Genomic DNA, 23,593 nt, shown 5'->3' on the forward strand with positions numbered 1-23,593 from the left:
CTCACAGCTCCTCGACCACCACGTTGCGGTTGGTGTAGATGCAGATGTCGCCGGCAATGCCGATCGCTTCGCTGGCAATGGTGCGCGCATCCAGTTCGGTGTGCGCCATCAGTGCGCGCGCGGCCGACAGTGCATAGGAACCACCGGAACCGATGGCGATGATGCCGTCCTCCGGCTCGATCACATCACCGGTGCCGCTGATGATCAGCGAGGTTTCCTTGTCGGCCACTGCCAGCAGGGCCTCGAGCTTGCCGAGGCGGCGCTCGGTGCGCCAATCCTTGGCCAGTTCGACCGCAGCGCGCTGCAGCTGGCCGTGCTTTTCCAGCTTGGCCTCGAACAGCTCGAACAGGGTGAAGGCATCGGCGGCGGCACCGGCGAAGCCGGCCAGCACCTGGCCGTCACGGCCAAGGCGGCGCACCTTGCGCGCATTGCCCTTCATCACGGTGTGGCCCAGCGTGACCTGGCCGTCGCCGGCAATGGCCACGTGCTCGCCGCGACGGACGCAGACGATGGTGGTGGCGTGGAAAACGTTGGGATTCTGACTGGGGTCCATGCGGCCTCCGATAGCTGTTCCCGGGACATGGGGACAGCGCCGGGTGCGATCAAGCCTGTGCGGATGGCTGCCGTTCAGCGCTTGGCCGCGCCCCATCGACAGGAGGGCGCCTTTCTGACGAGCGCATCGCAATGCGCGCGGATCCCACCGCCCGAACGTGGAACGCCTGCCGTTCAGCGCTTGGCCTGCGACGGCCGGTCCGGATTCGGCTCGATGCCCCAGGCGAGGTACCAGTCTTCACCCTGCGTCTCGATCGGGTGCTGGGTGCGGCCGGAGCCATTGCCGCAGGCCAGGGCGTCAGCCGCGCAGTAGCGGTCGCAGCCCCAGCAGATGCGCTCGGGGTGTTTGGGATGCAACGGTATGGGCTTCGCCATGGTGGCGGTGTCCTCGTGGCCTGCGGCCACGATGCGCCGATAGCGCCCGCCCTGCCCTGATCCAGATCAAGGGCGGTCTATTCAGCCTTGTCGTCCTTGCTGCGACGCTTCGCACGTGGATGCGCGGCGTCGTAGACCTTGGCCAGGTGCTGGAAATCAAGGTGGGTGTAGATCTGGGTGGTGGCGATGTCGGCATGGCCAAGCAGTTCCTGCACACCGCGCAGGTCGCCGGACGATTCCAGGATATGGCTGGCAAAACTGTGCCGCAGCATGTGCGGATGCACGTGCTTGAACAGGCCCTGGCGCTGCGCCAGCTGGCGGATGCGGATCTGCACCGCACGCTGGCTGATCGGCCCGTTGCGACCGGGAAACACCGGCGAGGCCGGGCCGCCGCCACTTTCCGCACGCCACGCCTGCAGCGCTTCGCGTGCCGGCCGGCCGAACGGCACGCGGCGCTGGCGATTGCCCTTGCCCATCACGTTGACCAGGCCGCTGTCGAAATCCAGGTCGCGCCAGGTCAGCGCGCAGACTTCGCTCAGGCGCAGGCCAGAGGAATAGAACAGTTCCAGCAGCGCGCGGTCACGGCGGCCGAGCTCACCTTCCGGTTCCAGCTCGACCAGCTGCACGGCTTCGTCGGCGTCAAGCACCTGCGGCAACCGGCGCGGCGCACGCGGCGCCTTCAGCGTCGCCGCCGGACTGACCTCGATGCGCCCGTGCTTGAGCAGCCAGGCGTAGAAGCTGCGGCAGGCCGACAAGCGGCGCTGCAGGCTTTTGGGTGACAGGCCTCTGCGGTGCTCATCGGCAACGAACTGGCGCAGCGCCTCGGCATCGAGTGCGTCCACCGCAACACCGCGCGGCTCGGCCCAGACCGACAACGCGTCCAGGTCACGGCGGTAGGCATCGAGCGTATGCGCCGACATCCGCCGCTCTACCTGCAGATGCTGCAGGAAGGCCTGTACCGCGCTCATCGTCGTATCCTGCTCAGCCCGGGAAGCGCTTCAGGCCGGTGGCCAACGCATCGCCCATCATGCGCAGGAACAGCGTGCCCATGCCCGGGTAGAAGCGGTTCGGGTCGTGGCTGCCCACAGCAATCAGGCCCACGCCCGGCAACGGCAACAGCGCGGTGGTCTGCACTTCTTCGCTGCGCACGCCATACAGCACGGCGTTCTTTTCCGGCTGCAGGCGGCCGCAGATCGGCTCGCCGTCGTTCAGACAATCGCGGAACGGGCCCAGCTGCGCATCATCGGCAGCAATCACCTGCAGCCAGTCGGCCTGCTCCAGCCCAGCCACCGGCGCGTGCACCACCAATCGCACCAGGTCGCCGGCGAAATCTTCCTGCAGCGAGGCTGCCATCGCACGCAGGGTGTCGGCGGCGTTGTCCTGCTTCATCAGCGCCAGGGTCAGCTGATGCGTGCGCACTGCCAGGCGTTCATTGACCTGGGCGGTGGCACCCAGATCGGCCAACCGTCGTGCCAGCTCGCGGTTCTTCTCGCGCAGCACTTCCAGCTGGTAGCTGGCCAGCGACGCGGTCGGGCCGTCGTCGCGTGGCACCACCAGGGTCAGGGCCAGGTCCGGGAACTGCTTGAGGAAGCCGGGATGTCGCCGCAACCAGGCAGCGACTTCATGGGCCCCGAGCTTGTCGACGGTTTCGGTCATGCGATCCACTCCCCTTCGAAGACGAATGCGGTCGGGCCGGCCATCACCACCGGCTGGCCATCGCCCGGCCACTGGATGCGCAGGTCACCCCCGGGCAGGCTGATGCGCGCGTCGCGCTGCAGGCGGCCACGCTGCATCAGGGTCACCGCCGCGGCACAGGCACCACTGCCACAGGCCAGGGTTTCACCGACGCCGCGCTCGAACACGCGCAGGCGTGCATGCGCCGGGCTCATCACCTGGGCAAAACCCACATTCACCGAGCGCGGGAACGAGGCATGCTGCTGCAGCAGCGAACCGACGCGCTCGACGGGTGCTGCATCGATCAGGCCCACTTCGATCACCGCATGCGGATTGCCCATCGACACCGCGGCGAAGCGTACGCTCTCGCCCTGCAGCGGCAGCAGGTACTCCTCGCGTGCGTGGGCGAAGCCCACCAGCGGCACGTTGACCGGCTCGAACGCAGGCACGCCCATCGTCACCGCAAACTGCCCCTCGCCCAGTACCTTCACTTCGTGGCTGGCCAGCGGGCTGTCGATGACGAATGCATCGCCCTGCGCGCTGCCCTCGCGCACCAGCCAGGCCGCGATGCAGCGCGCGCCATTGCCGCACTGCTCGGAATTGGAACCGTCGGCATTCCAGATGCGGTACGAGGCCACCGAGCCTTCCGCACGTGGCGCCTCGATGGTCAGTATCTGATCGCAGCCGACGCCGGTGTGGCGGTCGGCCAGGCGCGCGGCCAGTTCAGGCGTGGGCGGCGCGCTGCCGTCACGCAGGTCGATCACTACGAAATCATTGCCCGCGCCATGCATCTTGCTGAAGCGCAGCGCCTTGGAACCGGCCTTACTCATTCCCGCCGCCCACCTTCTTCGCAGGCGCAGGCGCCGGTTGCGTGGTCGGTGCAGCCGGCTCCACGGTCGTGGCCGGGGTGCCGCTGCCTTCGGTCTGCGCCGGGGTCGCTTCGGTAGCGGGCTCGGCAACCGGTTCGACGGTTTCTTCCACCGGCACCGGCTTCTGCGGCAGTACCAGCGGGCCCTTGTTGCCGCAGGCGGCGAGGAACAGCAGCGAAGCCGCTGCCAGCGGAATCAGGATGGCGTTTCGATGGGGGATCTTCATGCCCCGAGTATAGCCATTGGCGGCTGAGCGGTTGGTGCAGGGGATCGGGTTGCCGGCCAGCGGCCGGCACTACCGCAGGCGCTCAATCCGCGGGGGGCGGCAGTGGCCGTGTCCACAGCCAGATCGCCACCACAGTCATGCTGCCGATCGAGAGCCACTTCACCCAGGCAATCGGCACGCACCAGAGCATGATGCCGGCGCATACCGCCATGGTGATCGTGGCCATCCACTTGCCGTAGCGGCTGACCGCCCCGTGTGCCTGCCAGTTGGCAATGGCCGGGCCGAAGCGCGGGTGCTGCAGCAGCCAGTTGTGCAGGCGCTCGGAACCACGCGAGGCAGCCCAGGCCGAGATCAGGATGAATACGGTGGTGGGAAGGCCCGGCACGAAGATGCCGACGATACCGGTGCCCAGGCTGACGTAGGCCAGCAGCCACCACGCCCAGCGGAAACGCACCACGCGCGGTGGCGTGGCAGCATCGCGGGGTGCGGAGGGGTCGGGCTGGCTCATGGCCGCAAGGATACCGGTTCGGGATGCCAGGCAACGCCCGGCACCCCTGCACCATTACGGCTGGGCGATGCCCAGCTGCTGCAGCACGAACGCGTACGACTCGGACAGTTCACGGTAGCGCTGGAAGCGCCCCGACTTGCCGCCGTGGCCGGCTTCCATGTTGGTGCGGAACAGGATCGGGTAATGGCCGGTGTTGTCGTCACGCAGCTTGGCCACCCACTTGGCCGGCTCCCAGTACTGCACCTGCGAATCCCACAGGCCGGTGCCCACGAACAGCGCCGGGTACGCCTGCTGCTTCACGTTGTCGTAGGGCGAGTAGGACAGCATGTAGTCGTAATACTGCTTCTGCTCGGGGTTGCCCCACTCGTCGTATTCGTTGGTGGTCAGCGGAATGGTCGGGTCGAGCATGGTGGTGACCACGTCGACAAACGGTACCTGCGCCACCATCACCCGGTAGTCCTGCGGCGCCTGGTTGGCCACGGCGCCCATCAGCAGGCCACCGGCGCTGCCGCCGGACGCGGCGACGCGATCCTTCGCCGCCCAGCCCTGTGCGACCAGGCCGCGGGTGACGTCGATGAAGTCGTTGAAGGTGTTCTGCTTGTGCAGCAGTTTGCCGTTCTCGTACCAGTCGCGGCCCATCTCCTGGCCGCCACGGATATGGGCGATGGCATACACCACGCCACGATCGAGCAGGCTCACCGCGGTCTGGTTGAAGTACGGATCCATCGACATGCCGTAGCTGCCATAGGCGTACTGGAACAGCGCGCCCTTGCCGTCCTTCTGGTAGCCCTTGCGGTAGACCAGCGACACCGGCACCTTCACGCCATCGCGTGCGGTGATCCAGACACGATCGGTTTCGTACTTCGACGCGTCATAGCCGATCACCGGCTGCACCTTCAGCTGGCGACGCTCGCCGGTGGCGGTGTTCAGCTCGAACACGGTGGTGGGGGTGGTCATCGAGGTGTAGACGTAGCGCAGCCACGGCGTATCGGCCTCGGTGTTGTCGCCCAGGCCCATCGAGTACGCCGGCTCATCGGCCTTCACGTAGTCGCTGCGGCCATCCTTGAACAGCAGGCGGATGCGTTCCAGGCCCTCGGAACGTTCGGCGATGGCGGTGTACGCATCGAACAGCTCGAAGCCTTCGATGAAAACCGCATCGTCATGCGCGATCCAGTCCTTCCACTGTGCGCGCGAGGTCGCATCGGTCGGTGCGGTGACCAGCTTGAAGTTCTTCGCACCGTCGTTGGTGCGGATCACCCAGCGGCCGTCGTAGTGGTCAGCGTCGTACTCCACATCGCGCTGGCGCGGCGCCAGTACGGTGAACGTGGTCGGGTCGCTGGCCGGCGCGTAGCGCTCTTCCGAGGACACAGTGCTGTGCACGCCGATGGTGATGAAGCGATCGTCGCGGGTGCGGCCGATGCCCATGTAGAAGCTGTCGTCCTTCTCTTCGTAGACGACGGTGTCGGCGCTGGCCGGGGTGCCCAGCACGTGCTTCTTCACGCGCACGGTCAGCAGGGTTTCCGGATCGTTCTCGACATACAGCACGGTGCGGTTGTCGTCGGCCCAGACCAGGTCGCCGGAGCTCCCGGTGATCACATCAGGCAGCACCTTGCCGGTGGCCAGGTCCTTGAAGCGGATGGTGTACTGGCGGCGACCGACATCATCATCGGCCCAGGCCAGCAGCTGGTTGTCCTGGCTGACTTCCATCGAGCCGACGCTGAAGTAGCCCTTGCCGGCGGCCATCGTGTTGACGTTCAGCAGGATTTCCTCGGCGGCATCCATGCCGCCCTTGCGGCGTGCGTGGATCGGGTAGTCCTGGCCGGTCTCGAAGCGGCTGTAGTACCAGTAGCCACGCTCGCGCGCCGGCACGCTGGAATCGTCCTGCTTGATGCGGCCGACGATCTCCTTGTACAGGGTGTCTTCCAGCGGCTTCAACGGCGCCAGCAACTGGTCGGCATAGGCATTCTCGGCCTGCAGGTAGGCCAGCATGTCCTTGTTCTCGCGCTTGTCGTCGCGCAGCCAGTAATAGTCGTCGTTGCGGGTCGCGCCGAACGGCGCCTTGACCACATGCGGATGCTTGGCGGCATCCGGCGGAACGGGCGGCGTGGCGGCGGTGGCAGTGGTGGTCATCAGGCTCGCAAGCAACAGGCAGAGGGTGGATTTCATGAGATAAGGCTCCTTGAGCCGCAATGCAATGGCGTCCTTGTGCTCGAGTCTGGGTTGCAGGAGGGTTGCGGGCAACCCTGCGGATGGTCATGGGTCGTGCTGGCCGCTGGCCGGCAACCTCGGGATAAACAGAGGCGGGTGGTTGCCGGCCAGCGACCGGCACTACCAGGACGCGCGGCGTACCATGGGCACATGAGTACCCTGCCCCACACGCCGGGCTACAGCCGGCGCAGCCATGAAATCGCTCCGTTCCACGTGATGTCCCTGCTGGCCCGCGCGCAGGCGCTGGAACAGGCGGGCCACGATGTGATCCATCTGGAAATCGGCGAACCGGACTTCACCACGGCCGAACCGGTCGTGCGTGCCGGCCAGGCCGCATTGGCCGCCGGCCATACCCGCTACACCGCCGCACGTGGCCTGCCGGCCCTGCGCCAGGCGATCAGTGGCTTCTATCGAAGCCACTACGGGCTGGATATCGATCCCGAACGCATCCTGGTCACTCCCGGCGGCTCCGGTGCGCTGCTGCTGGCCAGCAGCCTGCTGGTCGATCCGGGCCGCCACTGGCTGCTGGCCGACCCCGGATATCCCTGCAACCGTCATTTCCTGCGCCTGGTGGAAGGCGGTGCACAGCTGGTTCCGGTCGGCCCGGACACCGCCTACCAGCTCACGCCGTCGCTGGTGGAACAGCACTGGAATGCCGACAGCGTCGGCGCACTGGTGGCCTCCCCCGCCAATCCGACCGGCACCGTGCTGTCCGCCGACGAACTGGCGGCACTGTCGCAGGCCCTGCACGCGCGTGGCGGCCATCTGGTGGTGGACGAGATCTACCACGGCCTGACCTACGGCCTGGATGCACCCAGCGTGCTGCAGGTGGATGACAGCGCGTTCGTGCTGAACAGCTTCTCCAAATATTTCGGCATGACCGGCTGGCGGCTGGGTTGGCTGGTGGCGCCGCCGGCGGCGGTGCCGGACCTGGAGAAGCTGGCACAGAACCTGTACATCAGCGCGTCGAGCATCGCCCAGCATGCCGCACTCGCCTGCTTCAGCGAGGAATCGATGGCGATCTTCGAACAGCGCCGTGATGCGTTCCGCCAGCGCCGTGATTTCCTGCTGCCGGCACTGCGTGAACTGGGCTTCCGTATCGAAGTCGAGCCGCAGGGTGCGTTCTACCTGTACGCCGACGTCAGCGCGTTCACCGACGACGCACAGGCCTTCTGTGCCCATTTCCTGGAAACCGAGCACGTGGCGTTCACCCCGGGGCTGGATTTCGGCTTCCATCGCGCCAACCAGCATGTGCGCCTGGCCTACACCCAGGAAGTGCCGCGATTGCAGGAGGCGGTGGCGCGGATCGCGCGCGGGTTGAAGCGTTGGCAAGGATCACGTTGACGGTCGTGCCGGCCGCTGGCCGGCAACCCGGGAATGCGTGAATGATGCAGTTGCCGGCCAGCGGCCGGCACTACCGGTAATGAAAAACGCCGCCCTGGGGCGGCGTTTTCCGTTCTGCTTACTTGCCGCCCAACCGCTCCCACAGGAAGCTGTAGGCCAGTGCGGACATGTGTGCGGCCTGCGCGTTGTTGGCTGCGCCGCCGTGGCCACCTTCGATGTTCTCGTAGTAGGTCACGTCCTTGCCGGCGTCGATCATCTTCGCCGCCATCTTGCGGGCATGGCCCGGGTGCACGCGGTCATCGCGGGTGGAGGTAGTGAACAGCACCGGCGGGTAGTTCTTCTTCTCGTTGAACAGATGGTACGGCGAGAAGGTCTTGATGAACTCCCAGTCGCTGGTGTCCGGGTTGCCGTATTCGGCCATCCACGAGGCACCGGCCAACAGGTGGCTGTAGCGCTTCATGTCCAGCAGCGGCACCTGCACCACCACTGCACCGAACAGTTCCGGGTACTGGGTCAGCATGTTGCCGGTCAGCAGGCCACCGTTGCTGCCACCCTGCACGCCCAGGTGCTTGGCGCTGGTGATCTTGCGCTTGACCAGATCGCGCGCCACCGCAGCCATGTCTTCATAGGCCTTGTGACGGTTCTGCTTCAGCGCTGCCTGGTGCCAGCGCGGGCCGTACTCGCCACCACCACGGATGTTGGCGACCACGTACACACCGCCCTTCTCCAGCCAGGCGCGGCCCATGCCACCGGAGTAATTCGGGGTCAGCGAGATCTCGAAGCCACCATAGCCGTACAGCAGGGTCGGGTTGGAGCCGTCCAGCTTCATCGCCTTGTCGTGCACCACGAAGTACGGCACGCGGGTGCCGTCCTTGCTGGTGGCGAAGTGCTGCTCGATCACCTTGCCCTTGGCATCGAAGAAGGCCGGCATGGTCTTCAACGTTTCCGGCGCCTGGCCGATCTCGGCCAGAGCCAGCGTGGTCGGGGTCAGGTAGTCGGTGGCGGTCAGCCACACCGCATCGCTGTCGTTGCTGTCCACTGCGCCCACGGCCAGCGTGCCAAAGGCCGGCGCGCCGACGAAGCGGCTGGTCTGCCAGCCATCGGCGCCCGGGGTCAGCACCGACAGGCGGTTCTTGACGTCATCCAGCACGTTCAGCACCAGGTGGCTCTTGGTCCAGGTGGCGCCGGCCAGCGAGGTGGTCGCGGTCGGGGTGAACAGCACCTCGAAGTCGCGCTTGCCGGCCAGGAAGTCGTCCAGCTTCGTCGCCAGCAGCGAACCGGACGCGTAGGTCTTGCCGCCCACGGTCCACGGATCGCGCAGTTCCAGGGTCAGCCACTGCTTGTGCAGGCCCTTCTCGGCCGAGTTCGGCGCGTCGATCTTGGTCAGCGTGCCGTCGTCGCCACGCAGGTAGAGCTCGTTGTTGTAGAACGCCAGCGTGCGGCTGACCAGGTTGCGCTCGAAGCCCGGGGTGTCATCGTGCATCGCCGCGATGTACATGTCTTCCGGCTTGCCTTCGTACACCACGGTGGCCGAGGTCATCGGCGTGCCGCGCTTCCACAGCTTGGCCACGCGCGGGTAGCCGGAGGTGGTCATCGAGCCCGCACCGAAGTCGGTGTAGACGAACACGGTGTCGCGGTCGACCCAGTTGAGGCCGCCCTTGGACTCGGGACGGAAGAAGCCGTCCTTGATCCAGGTCTTGTTGGCCAGGTCGAACTCACGGGTGACGTCGGCGTCGGCGCCGCCGCGCGACAGCGCGATCAGGCAGCGGCTGTAGTCCGGGCGCAGGCAATCGGCGCCATGCCAGACCCAGTTCTCACCCTCGGCCTTGTTCAGCGCATCCAGGTCGAGCACGGTTTCCCACTGCGGCGAGGCCTTGCGGTACTCGGCCAGGGTGGTGCGCCGCCACAGGCCGCGCTCGTGCTGCTGGTCCTTCCAGAAGTTGTAGTAGTAGTCGCCGATCTTCTGCACGCCGGGGATCTTGGCATCGGAGTCGAGCACCTCGCGGATGCTGGTCTCCATCTGCTTGAAGGCCGGGGTCTGCGCCAGGCGCGCCTCGGACTTGGCGTTCTGTTCCTTGACCCAGGTCAGCGGCTTGTCGCCGGTGACGTCTTCGAGCCAGGCGTAGCGATCGGTGTCTTCAGCGGCCACGGCGGTCCCCACCGAGGCAGCGGTCATCATGCCGGCCAGCAGGCAGGCGGAAGCGAGTCGAGACATTGCAGCTCCAGGCAGTCATAAGCCGTGGAACGCTAGCATGGATCGCCGCGGCCGCCCCCGTGTCGAAGGTCAGGCCGCGGCGGTGGAGCCGCGACGGCCTCGCGCCGCCCCGCCGCTACGGCGACGTGCCTGTCCACCGGTACGACGCGCCAGCCGCAGCCACGACAGGCGCGGCAACGGAAAGCGCAGCAACGCCCACCAGGCCACCAGCGGCATGCCCACCAGCCACATGGGTAGCCAGCCCAGCCAGGCACTGCTGCCGCGCGCGGCCGGCCAGACCAGTACCAGCGCCATACCGGCCAGGGCCAGCTGCTGCACGCTGCGCAGCAGGCGCGGGTCGGCACGCTCGAGAATGACGCGTTCAGTTGCAGAGCGGCGGACGGAACGTGCGTTCATGGGGCTTCTCCGGTGGACAATGCAACACAGCATGGGCAACCCCCTTCTCACAGGTTGCGACACCATTGACGGATCGCGTGCACACAGTCGACCATGCGCGTGCAAGCCCACTGGAGCCCGCTCCCGCATGACTTCGATCCGCCCGCTCTGCGCCGCGCTGCTGGCCCTTTCCCTGGCCGGCCCCGCCGTGGCCGCCAGTGAGCCGCCGTCGCCCCGTACCAGCGCCTCTGGTGCGGCTGCCCTGGACGCACCGATCGACCTGAAGCGCTTCATGGGTACCTGGTACGTGATCGGCCGCGTACCGAACTTCATCGAACGTGGCCATGTCGCCAGCGTCAACGAGTACGAGTTGCGCGATGCGCACAAGGTCGGCATCACCTACCGCTACCGTGATGGCTTCGGCGAACCGCTGCAGGAAGTGCGTGCCCGCGCCAGCGTCGACCCGGACAGCGGCAACCACGGCTGGCGCACCTGGTTCTACCGCGTCGTGCCTACCCATTCGCGGGTGCTGGAAGTGGCACCGGATTACTCGTGGGCACTGATCGGTTACCCGGGCCGCGAGATGGCCTGGATCTTCTCGCGTACGCCGGACATGGACAAAGCCCTGTACAAGGAGCTGGCCGAGCGCCTGCGTGACGAGTACGGCGTGAACACCGACAAGCTCAAGCGCGTGCCGCAGCACCCGGAGCAGGTCGGCAAGCTGGGCTACGAAGTACCGAACGTGCGTTGATTGCAGGTGGGATTGCCGGCCAGCGGCCGGCACTACCGTTTCCAGGCAATGGGGTAGAGCCGGCCGCTGGCCGGCTGCCGCGATGCACCGGGCGACGCCGGGGCAGCGCCCCGGCGCCTCGTCATTTGCGGCTGTAATGCGCGACCAGGCGGTCGCCGAGCATCTGCAGCAGCTGCACCAGAACCAACAGCAGGACCACGGTAACCAGGGCCACGTCGGTGTGCGAACGCTGGTAGCCATCGCGGAACGCCAGATCACCAAGGCCGCCGGAACCAATCGCACCGCCCATCGCGGTGAAGCCGATCAGCGCCACGGTGGTGACCGTCGCACCGGCGATCAGGCCGGGGCGCGCCTCGGGCAGCAGCACGCGGGTGACCAGCTGCCAGGTGGTGGCACCCATCGACTGGGTCGCTTCGATCACGCCACGGTCCACTTCGCGCAGTGCGGTTTCGACCAGGCGCGCGTAGAACGGCGCGGCACCGATCACCAGTGGCACGATCGCACCGCGTACCCCCAGCGACGTCCCCATCAGGAACAGGGTGACCGGGATCAGCACGATCATCAGGATGATGAAAGGCACCGAGCGCAACAGGTTCACCACCAGCGCCAGCACGCCGTAGGCGAACGGACGGCGCTTCATCTGCGGCGCGCCGAACAGGTACAGCAGCACGCCCAGCGGCAGGCCGATGGCCAGGGTCAGCGGCAGCGAACCGAGCAGCATCAGCAGAGTGTCGATGGTGGCCTGGCCGATGTCGGCCCACTTGCCCGCATCCAGGTGGCGGAAGAATCCGCCGGCAGTGGCGATGATCATCGACGCAGCTCCTCAACGTGCACGCCGGCGGCCACGAACGCGGCCTGCGCGGCGGACTGGTCACCGCCCACCAGGGCGACCACCAGCTGGCCATACGGGGTGTCCTTGATCCGGTCGATACGGCCGGACAGGATGTTGTAGTCGACCCCGGTCTCCCGCGCGACACTGCCGAGCAGGGGTTCGTAGGTGTCTCCGCCGAGGAAGGTCAGCCGCACGATGCGGCCACCGACGGCATCGAAATCACGATGCAGCGCGCCTTCATCCACGTGCTCCGATTCGCTGACGAAACGGCGCGTGGTCGGGTGCTGCGGATGCAGGAACACCCGGGTGACCGGCCCGGTCTCGACCATCTGGCCGGCGTCGAGCACGGCGACACGGTCGCAGACACGGCGGATCACATCCATCTCGTGGGTGATCAGCACGATGGTCAGGCCCAGCTCGCGATTGATCTTCGACAGCAGCGACAGCACCGAGGCCGTGGTCTGCGGATCCAGCGCGCTGGTGGCCTCGTCGCAGAGCAGGATCTGCGGGCGGGTCGCCAGCGCGCGGGCGATGCCGACGCGCTGTTTCTGGCCACCGGACAGCTGCGCCGGATACTTCTGCGCATGCGCCTCCAGGCCCACGGTCTGCAGCAGCTCGGCCACGCGTGCATCGATCTCCGCCTTCGGCGTGCCCGCCAGCTCCAGCGGGAAGGCAACGTTGCCGGCCACCGTGCGCGACGACAGCAGGTTGAAGTGCTGGAAGATCATGCCGATGCGCCTGCGCAGCGCGCGCAGGCCATCCGCGTCCAGTGCGGTGACATCCTCGCCACCGATCAGCAAACGGCCACCGCTGGGCTCTTCCAGGCGGTTGATCATGCGGATCAGGGTCGACTTGCCGGCGCCGGAATGGCCGATGATGCCGAATACCTCACCGGCCTCGATGGTCAGGTCCAGCGGCTGCAGCGCGCTGACTGCGCGGCCGGCAACGGCATAGGATTTGTGCAGGCGCTGGAACTCGATCACGGGCGTGGCTCACCGGCTGGGTGACGGAAGGGGGCGTGCAGCCTACCAGCGCAGGCGGTCGCGCGCCCGCGCCATGGGCCAGAATGTTATTCCTTTTGGTTCTAAGTCGCCCGCACCCGGTAGTGTCGGCCGCTGGCCGGCACCTGCAGCGATCCCTCCGGGGCAAGGAGTTGCCGGCCAGCGGCCGGCACTACCCCGGCTCAGGGATGATCCAGCGGCTTCGGCGGTTCCTGCCGGTTCACCCGCTCACGGTGCAGCAGGTACAGCCCCGAGGCGACGATGATCGCCGCGCCCACCCAGGTATAGCTGTCCGGCAGCTGGCCCCAGAAGGCCAGATCCCAGCCGATCACCCAGACCAGGCCGCTGTACTCCAGCGGCGCGATCATCGAGGCCTCGCCCAGCTGGAACGCCTTGGTCAGGGCAATCTGGCCCAGCGCCCCAGCCAGACCCATGCCGGCGATCAGCGGCGCATGCTCCAGCTGCAGCGGCACCCAGCCGGGAAGGGCCAGCAGGCCGGCACCGATGGCCATGATCACCAGGAACCAGACCACCATCGACTGCGAGGTATCGGTGCGGGTGAGCAGGCTGACCGTGATCGCCGCCACGGCATACGCGGTGGCCGCGGCCAGCACCATCAGCCCCGGCACCGAAATGAAGCCGTCCACGCCCGGCCGCAGCACCACCAGCACGCCGACCAGGCCGATGCCGATGGCCACCCAGCGCCGCGGGCCAACCCGCTCACCCAGCAACGGCACCGACAGCGCGGCGATCAGCAGTGGGGCAACGAAATAGATGGTGTAGGCGGTGGACAGCGGCAGGTCACGCAGGGCGAACACGAAGCAGCCGATCATCGCCATGCCCAGCCCACCACGCAGCAGGTGCAGGCCCCAGCGGCGCGGGATCAGCGAGCGCGGGCCGGCGCTGACCAGCACCCAGACCAGCACGAACGGCAACGAAGCCGCACCACGCAGGAAGGTCACTTCCAGGGTCGGATAGCTGGCCGACAGCTGCTTCATGCCAGCATCCATCAGCGAGAAACAGGCGACCGCAGCGACCATCCAGGCCACCGCACGCGAAGGGGAGCGTTGCACGTTCATGGCCCATTATCGCCGACAGCACCGGTTTGTAGAGTCGAGATCCTATGTTCGTGGTCAAGCCTGCTGGAAGCAGGCTTGACCCACCTTCAGCATCGCCGGATCGAAGTCCCGGCCGCTTTTGAAGACACCCCAGGCGATCCTGGCCAGCTTTCTGGCCAGGATGTTGAAGACGGCGGTGCTGGGGTGACCGCGTTTTGACAGCTCGTCGTAGAGCGGTTGCCCCCGACGACACCGCTTGAGCCCCATGGCGGCCATGTAGAGCATCTGGCGCAGCACTGGCGCGCCCTGTTTGGACAGCCGACGCCGTCCCGTTCTGCCGCCAGACTCGTTAGGCCGGGGATCCAGGCCGGTGCAGGCGATCCACGCGTTGGCGTTGGCCAACGGCCAGCGCGTCATGTAGTAAATCAGGTGAGCGGCGACGGCGGGGCCGATACCAGGGATGGTCAACAGGCGCTTGTAGAGCGTGCCATGCTCTCCATCGCGACCCAAGCGCTGCAGTTCGCTTTCCAGCTCGGACAGCGTCCCAGCCAGAGCGCAGAACAGATCTGACAGCTCCCCGGGGGCACTTTTGCTTACCCCGAAGGATTGCTCCAGGCGCGCGCGTGTCTTTACCAGCGTCTGCCGCTTGCGCAGCAAATCGTGCATCTGCTGCTGCTCATCGGTACGCGGTACGTATTCACGCAGGCGATCGTTCTCCTTCTTCACGTACCGGGCGATCGCTTCGGCGTCCATGGCGTCCGTCTTGCCACGCGAGCCCGTCGCCCGGCCGTAGTGCTTGATCAGACGTGGATTGATCACATAGACAACGTGGCCTGCCTGGCCAGCCATCCGAGCCAACAACTCGTAGTACCGCCCCGTCGCCTCCATGCCAATCCGGCATCGCTGGGGCAAGGTGTTGAGCCACTGGGCTATGCCGGCCCGGGTGTTGGCGATCCTGTCGCCGGCCTTGCGGTCGGCCACTGCCGGTACGAACTCCTTGGAGTCCACGTCCACGCCAATATCGAGAGAATCAGACATTTGTACGGCTCCCAGCTATCTTTAAGGGGCTGGGGTGGTACCGCACCGACGTTAGCTTGCCTACATCGACGATCCCCTTTGGGGGCCGTACGATCCTTTATCGACGTTCGTGTGCGGGATGGGGATCGCTCGACTCGTCTGTCGGCTAGTATCCGCAGATGCATGCTTGACGGTCCCTCCACCCTGGCTCCTACATACCGCGTAGGAGCCGGGAGGAACATACAAGCTTGCTCGACTGCTCTTCACAAAGCCGCCGAGCATGGCTCGGCGCTACAAGGGAGGGAGCGAGTCGAGCAAGCTCGACTCCACAAAACGGGTATGCAGCCAGCGCGATAGAATGACCGCCACTGAATTCTGCGGAGCACCGCCCATGCCTTCCTTCGACGTCGTGTCCGAAGTCGACACCCACGAGCTGACCAACGCCATCGACCAGGCCAACCGTGAACTGGCCACCCGCTTCGACTTCAAGGGCGTGGACGCCAAGTTCGAACGCGATGGCGATGTCATCAACCAGACGGCGCCGACCGAGTTCCAGCTCAAGCAGATGAACGACATCCTGCGCGCACGCCTGGCCGCGCGCGGCATCGACGTGCTCAGCCTGGAGTTCGGCGACATCGAAACCAACCTGGCCCAAGCCCGGCAGAAGATCACCGTCAAGCAGGGCATCGAGCAGAAGATCGCCAAGAAGATCGCGGCGGCACTGAAGGACGCCAAGCTGAAGGTGGAAAGCCAGATCAACGGCGACAAGCTGCGCGTGCAGGGCAAGAAGCGCGACGATCTGCAGGACGCCATCGCCGTGCTCAAGGCCGGCAAGTTCGAACTGCCGCTGCAGTTCAACAACTTCCGCGACTGATGCCCCCGCCGGGCCCTGCCCGGTGGACTACGCGGTCAATCGCGCAGCAGCTTGTACAGCGTGGTACGCGAGATTCCCAACTGGCGTGCGGCCAGGCTGAGGTTGCCGTCAGCGGCCTGGGCCGCGCGACGCGCGGCCTCACGCTGCTGGTCACGCAGCAGCGGCGCGCCTGGATCTGCCGGGGTGCTCCGCACAGTAGACCGGTGCGCCGCGCCCCGCGGCCCCTGCAGACGCTGCAGGTAGACCGCACTGCCCTCGCCCAGCCGGACCCGATGCGCTGCGCCCGGTTGCAGCAGCCGACGCCGTTGCGCCGCACTGGCACCGGAAAACAGCGCTTCCAGACCCAGCAGCGGCAACGGCCCGCGCCGTGGCAGGCCCAGCAGGCGCCGTGCAACGCGGTTGGCTGCACGCAGCTGGCCATCCTCCTGCACCGCCAGCAGTCCCTGCAGCGGTGACGCCAGCCAGCGCGGATCATGTTGCACGGCCAGCAGGTGTACGTCAGTGAGGCTGTGGAACAAGCGATTTTCGCTGGCCAGCGCAGCCTGCCGGAAATAGCCCTGCAGCAGCGCGGGATCGCGCTCGCCAAGACCGGTGATATCGATCACTCCGCAGACCCGACCGTCGAGATCGTGCAGTGGCTCGCTCAGGCAGAACACCGGCGCGAACCGCTGCAGGTAGTGTTCGTTGCCGCGCACCAGTGCCGGCACATCGTCGGCCAGGCTGACCGCTGGCGCGGTGGTGCCGATCTCGGTCTCGCCCAGCTGTCGCCCGACCTGGATCGGCCGCAGCAAGGGAGCATCTTCCAGCCCGTGGGCCTGCTGCGCGATCACCATGCCGTCGCGGTTGGCGCAGAACATCGTCCAGCCACGCCCACCGAAGGCCGCCCAGAGCTGTTCCAGCTCCGGCTGCACGCAACGCGCCAGGCGCCGGTCATCGGGATGGGACAGATGGCGGCCATCGCCCAGCAGCGGCCGATAGTCCGGCTCCTGCCCCGGCTGCAGGCCCGCCGCGCGCGAACGCAGCCATGACTGCTGCAGCGGCAGCGGCAACACGCCCAATGAGCGCGCATCGCCGTCGGCGAAAGCGGCACGTGCCGCCACCAGTTGTTGCTGCCCGACTGTCGTGGCCATCATGGACGCAGCGTACACCCGCCAGCGGCAACGCCATGTTACGTCTCGGCAACGGAGCGTTTCCGTTTCAAGACGCGTTCAAACAAAGGGGCAGAGCCGTTATGGAAAACGGATCTGCCCCATGCAGGCCAGCGGCCGGCACTACCAACAAGGGAAACTACGCCGCGATGCGCAGCACCGGCTTCAGGGTAATGCCACGGGTACTGTCTTCGGCGGCCTGGTTGATCTGTTCCAGCGGATAGAACTTCACCAGTTTGTCGAACGGGAAGCGTCCCTGCTGGAACAGGGTCACCAGCTGCGGAATGAACACCTGCGGCACACTGTCGCCCTCGACGATGCCGCGGATGCTGCGACCGCCGAGCAGCAGGTTGTTCACATCGAAACTGGCGGTGGTGCCCAGCTTCGGCGCACCGACCACGCCCATCATGCCCAGCCCACCCAGCGCCTCGACGCCAGCGGACAGCACGTCCGGACGACCGGTCGATTCCAGCGCGAAGTCAGCACCCCCACCCGTGATCGCACGCACCGCCTCGACCACATCGGTCTCCCGGCTGTTGACCACGTGGGTGGCCCCCAGCTCCAGAGCAAGCTCCAGGCGCGAAGGCACCACGTCGATGGCAATGATGGTGGTGGCCCCGGCCACCTTGGCCGCCATCACCGCGCTCAGGCCCACCGCACCGGCACCATAGCTTGCAAAGCTGCTGCCCGACCGCACCTGCAGCGAGTTGAGCACCGCACCGGCACCGGTCTGGATGCCGCACCCCAGCGGGCCCAGCAGTTCCAGTGGTGCGTCATCAGGCACCTTGATCGCATTGATCTCGCGGGCCAGCGCGTAGGTGGCAAACGAGGACTGGGCGAAGAAGTGATCGTGCAGCGGCTGGCCCTGCGCATCGGTGATCGCGGTATGGCCGTGACCATCATCGCCACCGAAGTTCAGGGCGAAGAAATCCCTGCAGTAAGCACCGTGTCCACCCCGGCAGGGATTGCAGTGACCACAGGCGCCGTAGGTCAGCACCACGTGATCCCCCGCCTTGAGGTCGCGCACGTTCGGGCCAACCGCTTCGACGATGCCCGCCCCCTCATGGCCCAGCACCGCCGGCAGCGGCACCGGATAGTACTGATCGCGCACGATCAGGTCGGTATGGCACAGGCCGGTGGCCACCACCTTCACCAGCACCTCGTCGTCCTGGGGACCGCGCAGCGTCGCCTGCTCGATGACGAAGGGCTGCTCCTTGCCGCGTACCACGGCGGCGGTGATCTCACGCGTTGCGTTGTTGTCGTTCATCGTGATGGCTCCTTCGATCAGATCGGGTAAGCGGGCGCTTCGCCCTTGACGGTCAACCACTGCCACTGGGTGAACTCCTCGCCGTTGGCCGGGCCACCGATGCTGGTGCCGTTGCCGGACGCGCCGACGCCGCCGAAGGGGTTGATCACCTCGTCATTCACGGTCTGGTCGTTGATGTGCAGCAGACCGGTACGCAGGCGCTCGCCGATCTTCAGCGCGCGGCCGACGTTGCTGGACACGATCGCCATCGACAGCCCGTACTCGCTGTCGTTGGCCAGGCGCACGGCTTCGTCGTCATCGTCGAACGGCACCACCACCGCTACCGGCGCGAAGATTTCCTCGCTGAAGGCCGGATTGTCGGCCGCAACGTTGCCGAGCACGGTGGGTGCGAAGAACAGCTCCCGGTGCGTGCCGCCCGCTTCCAGCGTGGCACCGGCCTGCACCGCCTGCTCGACCACGCGTGCAGCATGGTCGCGCTGGCCGGCATTGATCAGCGGGCCGATCGCCACGTCCTCACGTGCCGGGTCGCCTACCTTCAGCGCGTTGGCCTTGGCCACCAGTTTCTGCAGGAACGTGTCATGGATCTTCCGGTGCACCAGCACGCGGCCGGTCGCCATGCAGATCTGGCCCTGGTGCAGGTAGACGCCCCACGCGGTGTTGGCCACCGCCAGGTCCAGGTCCGCATCGTCCAGGATGATCAACGAATTCTTGCCACCCAGCTCCAGCGAAACCTTTTTCAGGTGCTTGCCCGCCGCTTCGCCGACCTTGCGCCCGGCGGCGGTGGAACCGGTGAACTGGATCATCGCCACGTGCGGGTCACTGGTCAGCGCGGCCCCGGCCGCGCCATCGCCGGGCAGCATGTGCAGCACGCCTGCCGGCAGGCCCGCCTGCTCGAACAGGCGTGCGATCACCGCGCCACCACACACTGCCGTACGCGGGTCCGGCTTGAGAACCACAGCGTTGCCCAGCGCGATCGCCGGGGCCACCGCGCGCATCGCAAGGTAGAGCGGGAAGTTGAACGGCGAGATGACCCCGACCACGCCCAGCGGGCGGCGCCGCGCCAGGTTCAGCTTGCCCGGCTCGGAGGGCAGGATCTCACCCGTGCTGCGCGACGGCAGTGCGGCGGCCTCGTGCAGCGCCTTGATCGTCACCTTGGCCTCGAAGCCGGCCTTCAGGCGGGTCGAGCCGCTTTCGCGCACCAGCCACTCGACCAGGGTGTCGATGTTTTCTTCGGCCAGACGCGCGGCTTTGCGCAGCACGTCGGCACGCTGTTCGTAGGGCGCCGCCGCCCACGCCTGCTGCGCCTGTGCCGCGGCAGCCGCCGAACGCGCGATCTGCGCCGGGTCGGCCAGGCCGATCTCGCCCAACTCCTGGCCGGTGGCCGGTTCAATCACCGGGTGCCGTTGCGGGGCAGCCTGCCAGTGGCCATCAAAGAAGGCGCCGGCCCAGAGGGCGTCCGGCAGCCACGGGGAAGATGCAGTCATGGGTGTCCTCCTGTGTCGTGCATCCATTCCACGCCCGTCGCCCCGGACTGGCAATCGGCCATCCATCGGTAGCGCGCAACGGTTTGAATCTTCAGGAATTTCCAGCTTCGCCACTGTCCAGTTCCTGCACAGTGGACAGCGCAGCACCGGCACACTGCCTACAATGGCGGCCCCGCCAGCCCACGTGCCCGCCATGACCGATTCCCACCTGCCCACCGATGACCCGATCGCCGCCACCCGCCTGTGGCTGGAGCGCATCGTCATCGGCCTGAACCTGTGCCCGTTCGCCAAGGCGGTGTACGTGAAGGACCAGGTCCGCATCGTGCTCAGCGATGCGACCACGCCGGAAGCCCTGGTTGAACAGCTGGCCGAGGAGCTGGTGCTGCTGCGCGATACCCCGGCCGAGCAGATCGACACGACGCTGATCGTGCATCCGCAGGTGCTGACCGATTTCCTCGACTACAACGATTTCCTCGACAACGCCGATGCGGCGATCGAGGCACTGGACCTGCAGGGCATCCTGCAGGTGGCCAGCTTCCACCCGGACTACCAGTTCGATGGCGTGGCCGCGGACGACGCCAGCAACTACACCAACCGCGCGCCCTTCCCCACCCTGCACCTGCTGCGCGAAGACAGCGTGGCACGCGCGGTGGATGTTTATCCGGACCCGGACGTGATCGTCGAGCGCAACATCCAGACCCTGGACCGCATCGGTGTGGACGGCTGGCATCGCCGCCTGCGCGGCGAAGACCTGACGTGAGCACGGTGCCGCCGATTGCCGCATGGCCGGCCGCGCCACTGTCGGGCAAGGTTGTGCTGGTCACCGGCGGTGCCAACGGCATCGGCCGTGGTATTGCCCAGGCCGTACTTGGTGCCGGAGGACGCGTGCTGATCGGCGACCTGGACGTGGAGGCCGGAGAAGCGTGTCTGGCGGAATGGCAGCGCGGCGAGGATGCCGCGTTCCAGCGCCTGGACATCACCGACGAAGCGAGCGTGCGCGACTTCATCGCCGTGGCCCTGCAGCGTTTCGGCCGTATCGACGGACTGGTGAACAACGCGGGGATTGCCAGCCCGCACGGCACGCTGCTGCAGGACATGGACTGGGACGAGTGGCAGCGCCGGCTGTCTTCGCTGCACGGCGCGTTCCTGTGCAGCAAGCATGCGTTGCCGGCGCTGACCGCCAGCGCCGCCGGTGCGATCATCAACATCGCCTCGACCCGCGCCTGGCAATCCGAAGCACACAGCGAAGCCTATGCCGCAGCCAAGGGCGGGCTGGTGGCCTTCACCCATGCGCTGGCGATCAGCAGCGGCCCGGCGGTGCGGGTGAACAGCATCAGTCCCGGCTGGATCGGCACCACTGCGTGGCAGGCACCCTCACAGCGCCACGCACCTGAATACTCAGCCATCGACCATGCGCAACACCCGGTCGGCCGGGTCGGTCGGCCCGAAGACATCGGTGCACTGGCGGTGTACCTGCTGTCGTCGCTGTCCGGTTTCACCACCGGCCAGGACTTCATCGTGGACGGCGGCATGACCCGGAAGATGATCTACGCCGAATGACCCCAAGGCGCGACGCCCGGTAGAGGCCAACCTTGGTTGGCCTGGGCTTTTCGCCAACCAAGGTTGGCGCCTACCAAGGCGTTACGCCATGTCCGAACATTCCGGTAGATCCACGCCATGCGTGGATAGCGGTAACGTGCCAACCAAGGTTGGCACCTACCAAACACCTTACGCCATGCCCGAGTGGCGAAGCAGCGCATCGATCTGCGGAGCACGGCCGCGGAAGGCCTTGAAGTTGTCCGCCGCCGGGCGGCTGCCACCGCGCGACAGGATCTCATCACGGAAGCGTGCACCGGTTTCAGCCAGTGCCTGCGGCGCTTCCTCGAAAGCGGCATAGGCGTCGGCGCTGAGTACCTCGGCCCACTTGTAGCTGTAGTAACCCGCGGCGTAACCGCCCGCAAAGATGTGGCTGAACTGGTGCGGGAAGCGGTTCCAGGCCGGCGGGTGGTTCACCGCCACTTCCGCGCGCACACGATCGAGCAGTGCCAGAACGCTGTCCTGCGCCGGCTCGAACTGGCTGTGCAGCAGCATGTCGAACAGACCGAACTCCAGCTGGCGAACGGTGGCCATGCCGCTGTGGAAGTTGCGTGCAGCCAGCATGCGCTCGTACAGCGCGCGCGGCAGCGGCTCACCCGTTTCAACATGCGCGGTCATGCCCTGCAGGTGGTCCCATTCCCAGCAGAAGTTCTCCATGAACTGGCTGGGCAGCTCCACCGCGTCCCATTCCACGCCGTTGATGCCGGCCACGCCCAGTTCGCCGATGCGGGTCAGCAGCTGGTGCAGGCCGTGGCCCATCTCATGGAACAGCGTGGTCACTTCGTTGTGGCTGAAGGTGGCCGGCTTGCCGTTGGCACCGCGGCCGAAGTTGCACACCAGGTAAACCAGCGGCGTCTGCACGCTGCCGTCGGTGCGCACGCGACGGTTGCGGCAATCATCCATCCACGCCCCGCCCCGCTTGCCCTCGCGGGCGTACAGGTCCAGGTAGAACTGGCCAACCAGCGCACCCTGCGCATCGACCAACCGGAAGAAGCGCACATCCTCGTGCCACACCGGCGCGCTGTCCTCCTGCACGCGCAGGCCGTACAGCTGCTCGATCACCGAGAACAGGCCGCCCAGTACCTTCGGCTCGGTGAAATACTGCTTCACCTCCTGCTCGGAATAGCTGTAACGCGCCTGCTTCAGGCGATCGGCAGCGAATGCCAGGTCCCAGGCCTGCAGGCTGTCGATACCGAGTTGCTCGCGTGCGAACTGTTCCAGTTCAGCACGGTCCTTGGCCGCGAACGGCTTGGCGCGCGAGGCCAGGTCACGCAGGAAACCGAGCACCTCGGCCGGGTCCTGCGCCATCTTGGTCGCCACCGAATAATCACCATACGAACCGAAGCCGAGCAGTGCGGCGAGTTCCGCGCGCAGGGCGAGGATGCGGTCGATGTTGCCGCTGTTGTCCAGCGTGTCATCGCCGAATTCGGACGCACGCTGTGCGCTGGCACGGTACAGGATCTCGCGCAGGTCGCGGTCCTCACCCCAGGTCTGCACCGGCAGGTAGCACGGCATCTGCAGGGTCAGTTTCCAGCCAGACTTGCCGTCCTTCTGTGCTGCGGCATGCGCGGCGGCCTTCACGTCTTCCGGCAGGCCCTTCAATCGCGCTTCGTCCTCGACGATCAGCGACCAGGCATCGGTAGCGTCAAGAACGTTCTGCGAGAACTTCGCCGACAGCGCCGACAGTTCTTCCTTGATCGCCGCGAAGCGCTGCTGCGCCTCCGGCGCCAGCTCGGCACCGCCGAGGCGGAAGTCACGCAGCGTGTTGTCCAGCACCTTGCGCTGGGCCTCGTCGAAGCGCGCCGCCTCGGTGCTGGCGGCCAGTGTCTGGTACTGCCGGTACAACGCCAGGTTCTGGCTGAGCGCACTGGCGAAGCGGGTCACCCGCGGCAGGTTGCTGTTGTAGGCCTCACGCAGTTCCGGGGTGTTGACCACGCCCTGCAGGTGGCCGACCAGGCCCCAGGCGCGCCACAGGCGCTCGGTGGCGTCATCCAGCGGGGCCACAAAGGTCTCCCAGCGCACCGGCTGCACCTGCTCGGCCGCGCTGACGGCGGCTTCGGCCTCGGCCAGCAGCACGTCCAGCGCCGGCGCCACGTGCTCGGGGCGGATGGCCTCGAAGCGCGGCAGGCCGGAAAAATCGAGCAGGGGGTTGGCAACGGTCACGGTAGATCTCCAGGGTACGGGCCCAGCGGGCGGGCAGCATGCAGGATATGGCGCTG

23 protein-coding genes are annotated in these 23,593 nt (G+C 66.8%); 5 read left to right on the forward strand and 18 right to left on the reverse strand.

Annotation, left to right across the window (positions count from 1 at the left end; translation table 11 throughout):
• Nucleotide 1: 1 nt before the first annotated feature.
• From hslV to ACSYS9_RS20965, 8 genes are all read right to left on the reverse strand, one after another.
• Entirely contained in the window at nucleotides 2-553 is a 552-nt protein-coding gene (hslV, locus tag ACSYS9_RS20930; protein WP_005411093.1) for an ATP-dependent protease subunit HslV, read from the reverse strand.
• A gap of 173 nt (nucleotides 554-726) precedes the next feature.
• Entirely contained in the window at nucleotides 727-927 is a 201-nt protein-coding gene (locus ACSYS9_RS20935) for a DUF3079 domain-containing protein (RefSeq protein ID WP_032129030.1), read from the reverse strand.
• Nucleotides 928-1,004: 77 nt separating this feature from the next.
• On the reverse strand, nucleotides 1,005-1,895 hold the full coding sequence (xerC, locus tag ACSYS9_RS20940; protein ID WP_049463226.1) for a tyrosine recombinase XerC: 891 nt from the start codon (nucleotides 1,893-1,895) through the stop codon (nucleotides 1,005-1,007).
• 13 nt (nucleotides 1,896-1,908) lie between these two features.
• Nucleotides 1,909-2,583, reverse strand: coding sequence for a DUF484 family protein (locus ACSYS9_RS20945; RefSeq protein WP_049463225.1), 675 nt, complete (start codon nucleotides 2,581-2,583; stop codon nucleotides 1,909-1,911).
• Nucleotides 2,580-3,431 carry a diaminopimelate epimerase gene (dapF, locus tag ACSYS9_RS20950; RefSeq protein WP_071229053.1) on the reverse strand — a complete coding sequence of 284 codons (852 nt, stop codon included), beginning with the start codon at nucleotides 3,429-3,431 and terminating at the stop codon, nucleotides 2,580-2,582. The genes ACSYS9_RS20945 and dapF overlap by 4 nt, the downstream gene beginning before the upstream one ends.
• A complete protein-coding gene (gene lptM / locus ACSYS9_RS20955) occupies nucleotides 3,424-3,696 on the reverse strand; it encodes an LPS translocon maturation chaperone LptM (protein ID WP_005411097.1) in 273 nt (90 codons plus the stop codon). The genes dapF and lptM overlap by 8 nt, the downstream gene beginning before the upstream one ends.
• An 82-nt stretch (nucleotides 3,697-3,778) precedes the next feature.
• Complete coding sequence (locus ACSYS9_RS20960) at nucleotides 3,779-4,204, reverse strand: YbaN family protein (protein ID WP_071229054.1); 426 nt, start codon at nucleotides 4,202-4,204, stop codon at nucleotides 3,779-3,781.
• Between the two features lie 54 nt (nucleotides 4,205-4,258).
• Nucleotides 4,259-6,370, reverse strand: coding sequence for a S9 family peptidase (locus tag ACSYS9_RS20965; RefSeq protein WP_071229055.1), 2,112 nt, complete (start codon nucleotides 6,368-6,370; stop codon nucleotides 4,259-4,261).
• A gap of 192 nt (nucleotides 6,371-6,562) precedes the next feature.
• Between ACSYS9_RS20965 and ACSYS9_RS20970 the strand changes: the two genes are divergently transcribed.
• Nucleotides 6,563-7,756, forward strand: coding sequence for a pyridoxal phosphate-dependent aminotransferase (locus tag ACSYS9_RS20970; protein ID WP_071229056.1), 1,194 nt, complete (start codon nucleotides 6,563-6,565; stop codon nucleotides 7,754-7,756).
• 118 nt (nucleotides 7,757-7,874) lie between these two features.
• On the opposite strand, the gene ACSYS9_RS20975 is transcribed toward ACSYS9_RS20970, so the two are convergent.
• The gene (locus tag ACSYS9_RS20975; RefSeq protein ID WP_049463220.1) at nucleotides 7,875-9,971 is read right to left on the reverse strand and encodes a prolyl oligopeptidase family serine peptidase; all 2,097 of its coding nucleotides are present in this window, start codon (nucleotides 9,969-9,971) and stop codon (nucleotides 7,875-7,877) included.
• A 69-nt stretch (nucleotides 9,972-10,040) separates the two neighbouring features.
• The gene (locus ACSYS9_RS20980) at nucleotides 10,041-10,367 is read right to left on the reverse strand and encodes a hypothetical protein (RefSeq protein WP_049399225.1); all 327 of its coding nucleotides are present in this window, start codon (nucleotides 10,365-10,367) and stop codon (nucleotides 10,041-10,043) included.
• Between the two features lie 127 nt (nucleotides 10,368-10,494).
• On the opposite strand from ACSYS9_RS20980, the gene ACSYS9_RS20985 reads away from it, so the two are divergent.
• Nucleotides 10,495-11,097, forward strand: a complete 603-nt coding sequence (locus tag ACSYS9_RS20985; RefSeq protein WP_010481371.1) for a lipocalin family protein — start codon at nucleotides 10,495-10,497, stop codon at nucleotides 11,095-11,097.
• Between the two features lie 121 nt (nucleotides 11,098-11,218).
• Here ACSYS9_RS20985 and ACSYS9_RS20990 read toward each other — a convergent pair whose 3' ends face one another.
• The 4 genes from ACSYS9_RS20990 to ACSYS9_RS21005 all read right to left on the reverse strand — a co-directional run bounded on the left by ACSYS9_RS20990 (nucleotide 11,219) and on the right by ACSYS9_RS21005 (nucleotide 15,026).
• On the reverse strand, nucleotides 11,219-11,908 hold the full coding sequence (locus ACSYS9_RS20990; RefSeq protein ID WP_032129021.1) for a methionine ABC transporter permease: 690 nt from the start codon (nucleotides 11,906-11,908) through the stop codon (nucleotides 11,219-11,221).
• Nucleotides 11,905-12,912, reverse strand: coding sequence for a methionine ABC transporter ATP-binding protein (locus tag ACSYS9_RS20995; RefSeq protein WP_032129022.1), 1,008 nt, complete (start codon nucleotides 12,910-12,912; stop codon nucleotides 11,905-11,907). Before ACSYS9_RS20995 ends, ACSYS9_RS20990 begins: the two co-directional genes overlap by 4 nt.
• A gap of 200 nt (nucleotides 12,913-13,112) precedes the next feature.
• Complete coding sequence (locus ACSYS9_RS21000; RefSeq protein ID WP_071229057.1) at nucleotides 13,113-14,009, reverse strand: DMT family transporter; 897 nt, start codon at nucleotides 14,007-14,009, stop codon at nucleotides 13,113-13,115.
• A 54-nt stretch (nucleotides 14,010-14,063) separates the two neighbouring features.
• Entirely contained in the window at nucleotides 14,064-15,026 is a 963-nt protein-coding gene (locus ACSYS9_RS21005) for an IS110 family transposase (RefSeq protein ID WP_132808894.1), read from the reverse strand.
• Nucleotides 15,027-15,396: 370 nt separating this feature from the next.
• On the opposite strand from ACSYS9_RS21005, the gene ACSYS9_RS21010 reads away from it, so the two are divergent.
• Complete coding sequence (locus ACSYS9_RS21010; RefSeq protein ID WP_006471121.1) at nucleotides 15,397-15,879, forward strand: YajQ family cyclic di-GMP-binding protein; 483 nt, start codon at nucleotides 15,397-15,399, stop codon at nucleotides 15,877-15,879.
• 35 nt (nucleotides 15,880-15,914) lie between these two features.
• Here the strand turns inward: ACSYS9_RS21010 and ACSYS9_RS21015 are convergent, their stop codons facing one another.
• From ACSYS9_RS21015 to ACSYS9_RS21025, 3 genes are all read right to left on the reverse strand, one after another.
• Complete coding sequence (locus ACSYS9_RS21015) at nucleotides 15,915-17,012, reverse strand: helix-turn-helix domain-containing protein (RefSeq protein WP_071228884.1); 1,098 nt, start codon at nucleotides 17,010-17,012, stop codon at nucleotides 15,915-15,917.
• 154 nt (nucleotides 17,013-17,166) lie between these two features.
• Nucleotides 17,167-18,294 carry an NAD(P)-dependent alcohol dehydrogenase gene (locus ACSYS9_RS21020; protein WP_049399218.1) on the reverse strand — a complete coding sequence of 376 codons (1,128 nt, stop codon included), beginning with the start codon at nucleotides 18,292-18,294 and terminating at the stop codon, nucleotides 17,167-17,169.
• Nucleotides 18,295-18,311: 17 nt separating this feature from the next.
• Nucleotides 18,312-19,778, reverse strand: coding sequence for a benzaldehyde dehydrogenase (locus ACSYS9_RS21025; RefSeq protein WP_071228883.1), 1,467 nt, complete (start codon nucleotides 19,776-19,778; stop codon nucleotides 18,312-18,314).
• A gap of 193 nt (nucleotides 19,779-19,971) precedes the next feature.
• Here ACSYS9_RS21025 and ACSYS9_RS21030 point away from each other — a divergent pair, with 193 nt between their 5' ends.
• Complete coding sequence (locus tag ACSYS9_RS21030) at nucleotides 19,972-20,538, forward strand: DUF1415 domain-containing protein (protein WP_032129027.1); 567 nt, start codon at nucleotides 19,972-19,974, stop codon at nucleotides 20,536-20,538.
• Nucleotides 20,535-21,338 carry an SDR family oxidoreductase gene (locus ACSYS9_RS21035; RefSeq protein WP_071228882.1) on the forward strand — a complete coding sequence of 268 codons (804 nt, stop codon included), beginning with the start codon at nucleotides 20,535-20,537 and terminating at the stop codon, nucleotides 21,336-21,338. Before ACSYS9_RS21030 ends, ACSYS9_RS21035 begins: the two co-directional genes overlap by 4 nt.
• 168 nt (nucleotides 21,339-21,506) lie before the next feature.
• Here the strand turns inward: ACSYS9_RS21035 and ACSYS9_RS21040 are convergent, their stop codons facing one another.
• Entirely contained in the window at nucleotides 21,507-23,537 is a 2,031-nt protein-coding gene (locus tag ACSYS9_RS21040; protein WP_071228881.1) for a M3 family metallopeptidase, read from the reverse strand.
• Nucleotides 23,538-23,593: the final 56 nt, after the last annotated feature.

It is taken from the genome of Stenotrophomonas sp. STK17_22 (assembly GCF_051983905.1).
Classification (GTDB): domain Bacteria; phylum Pseudomonadota; class Gammaproteobacteria; order Xanthomonadales; family Xanthomonadaceae; genus Stenotrophomonas; species Stenotrophomonas maltophilia_A.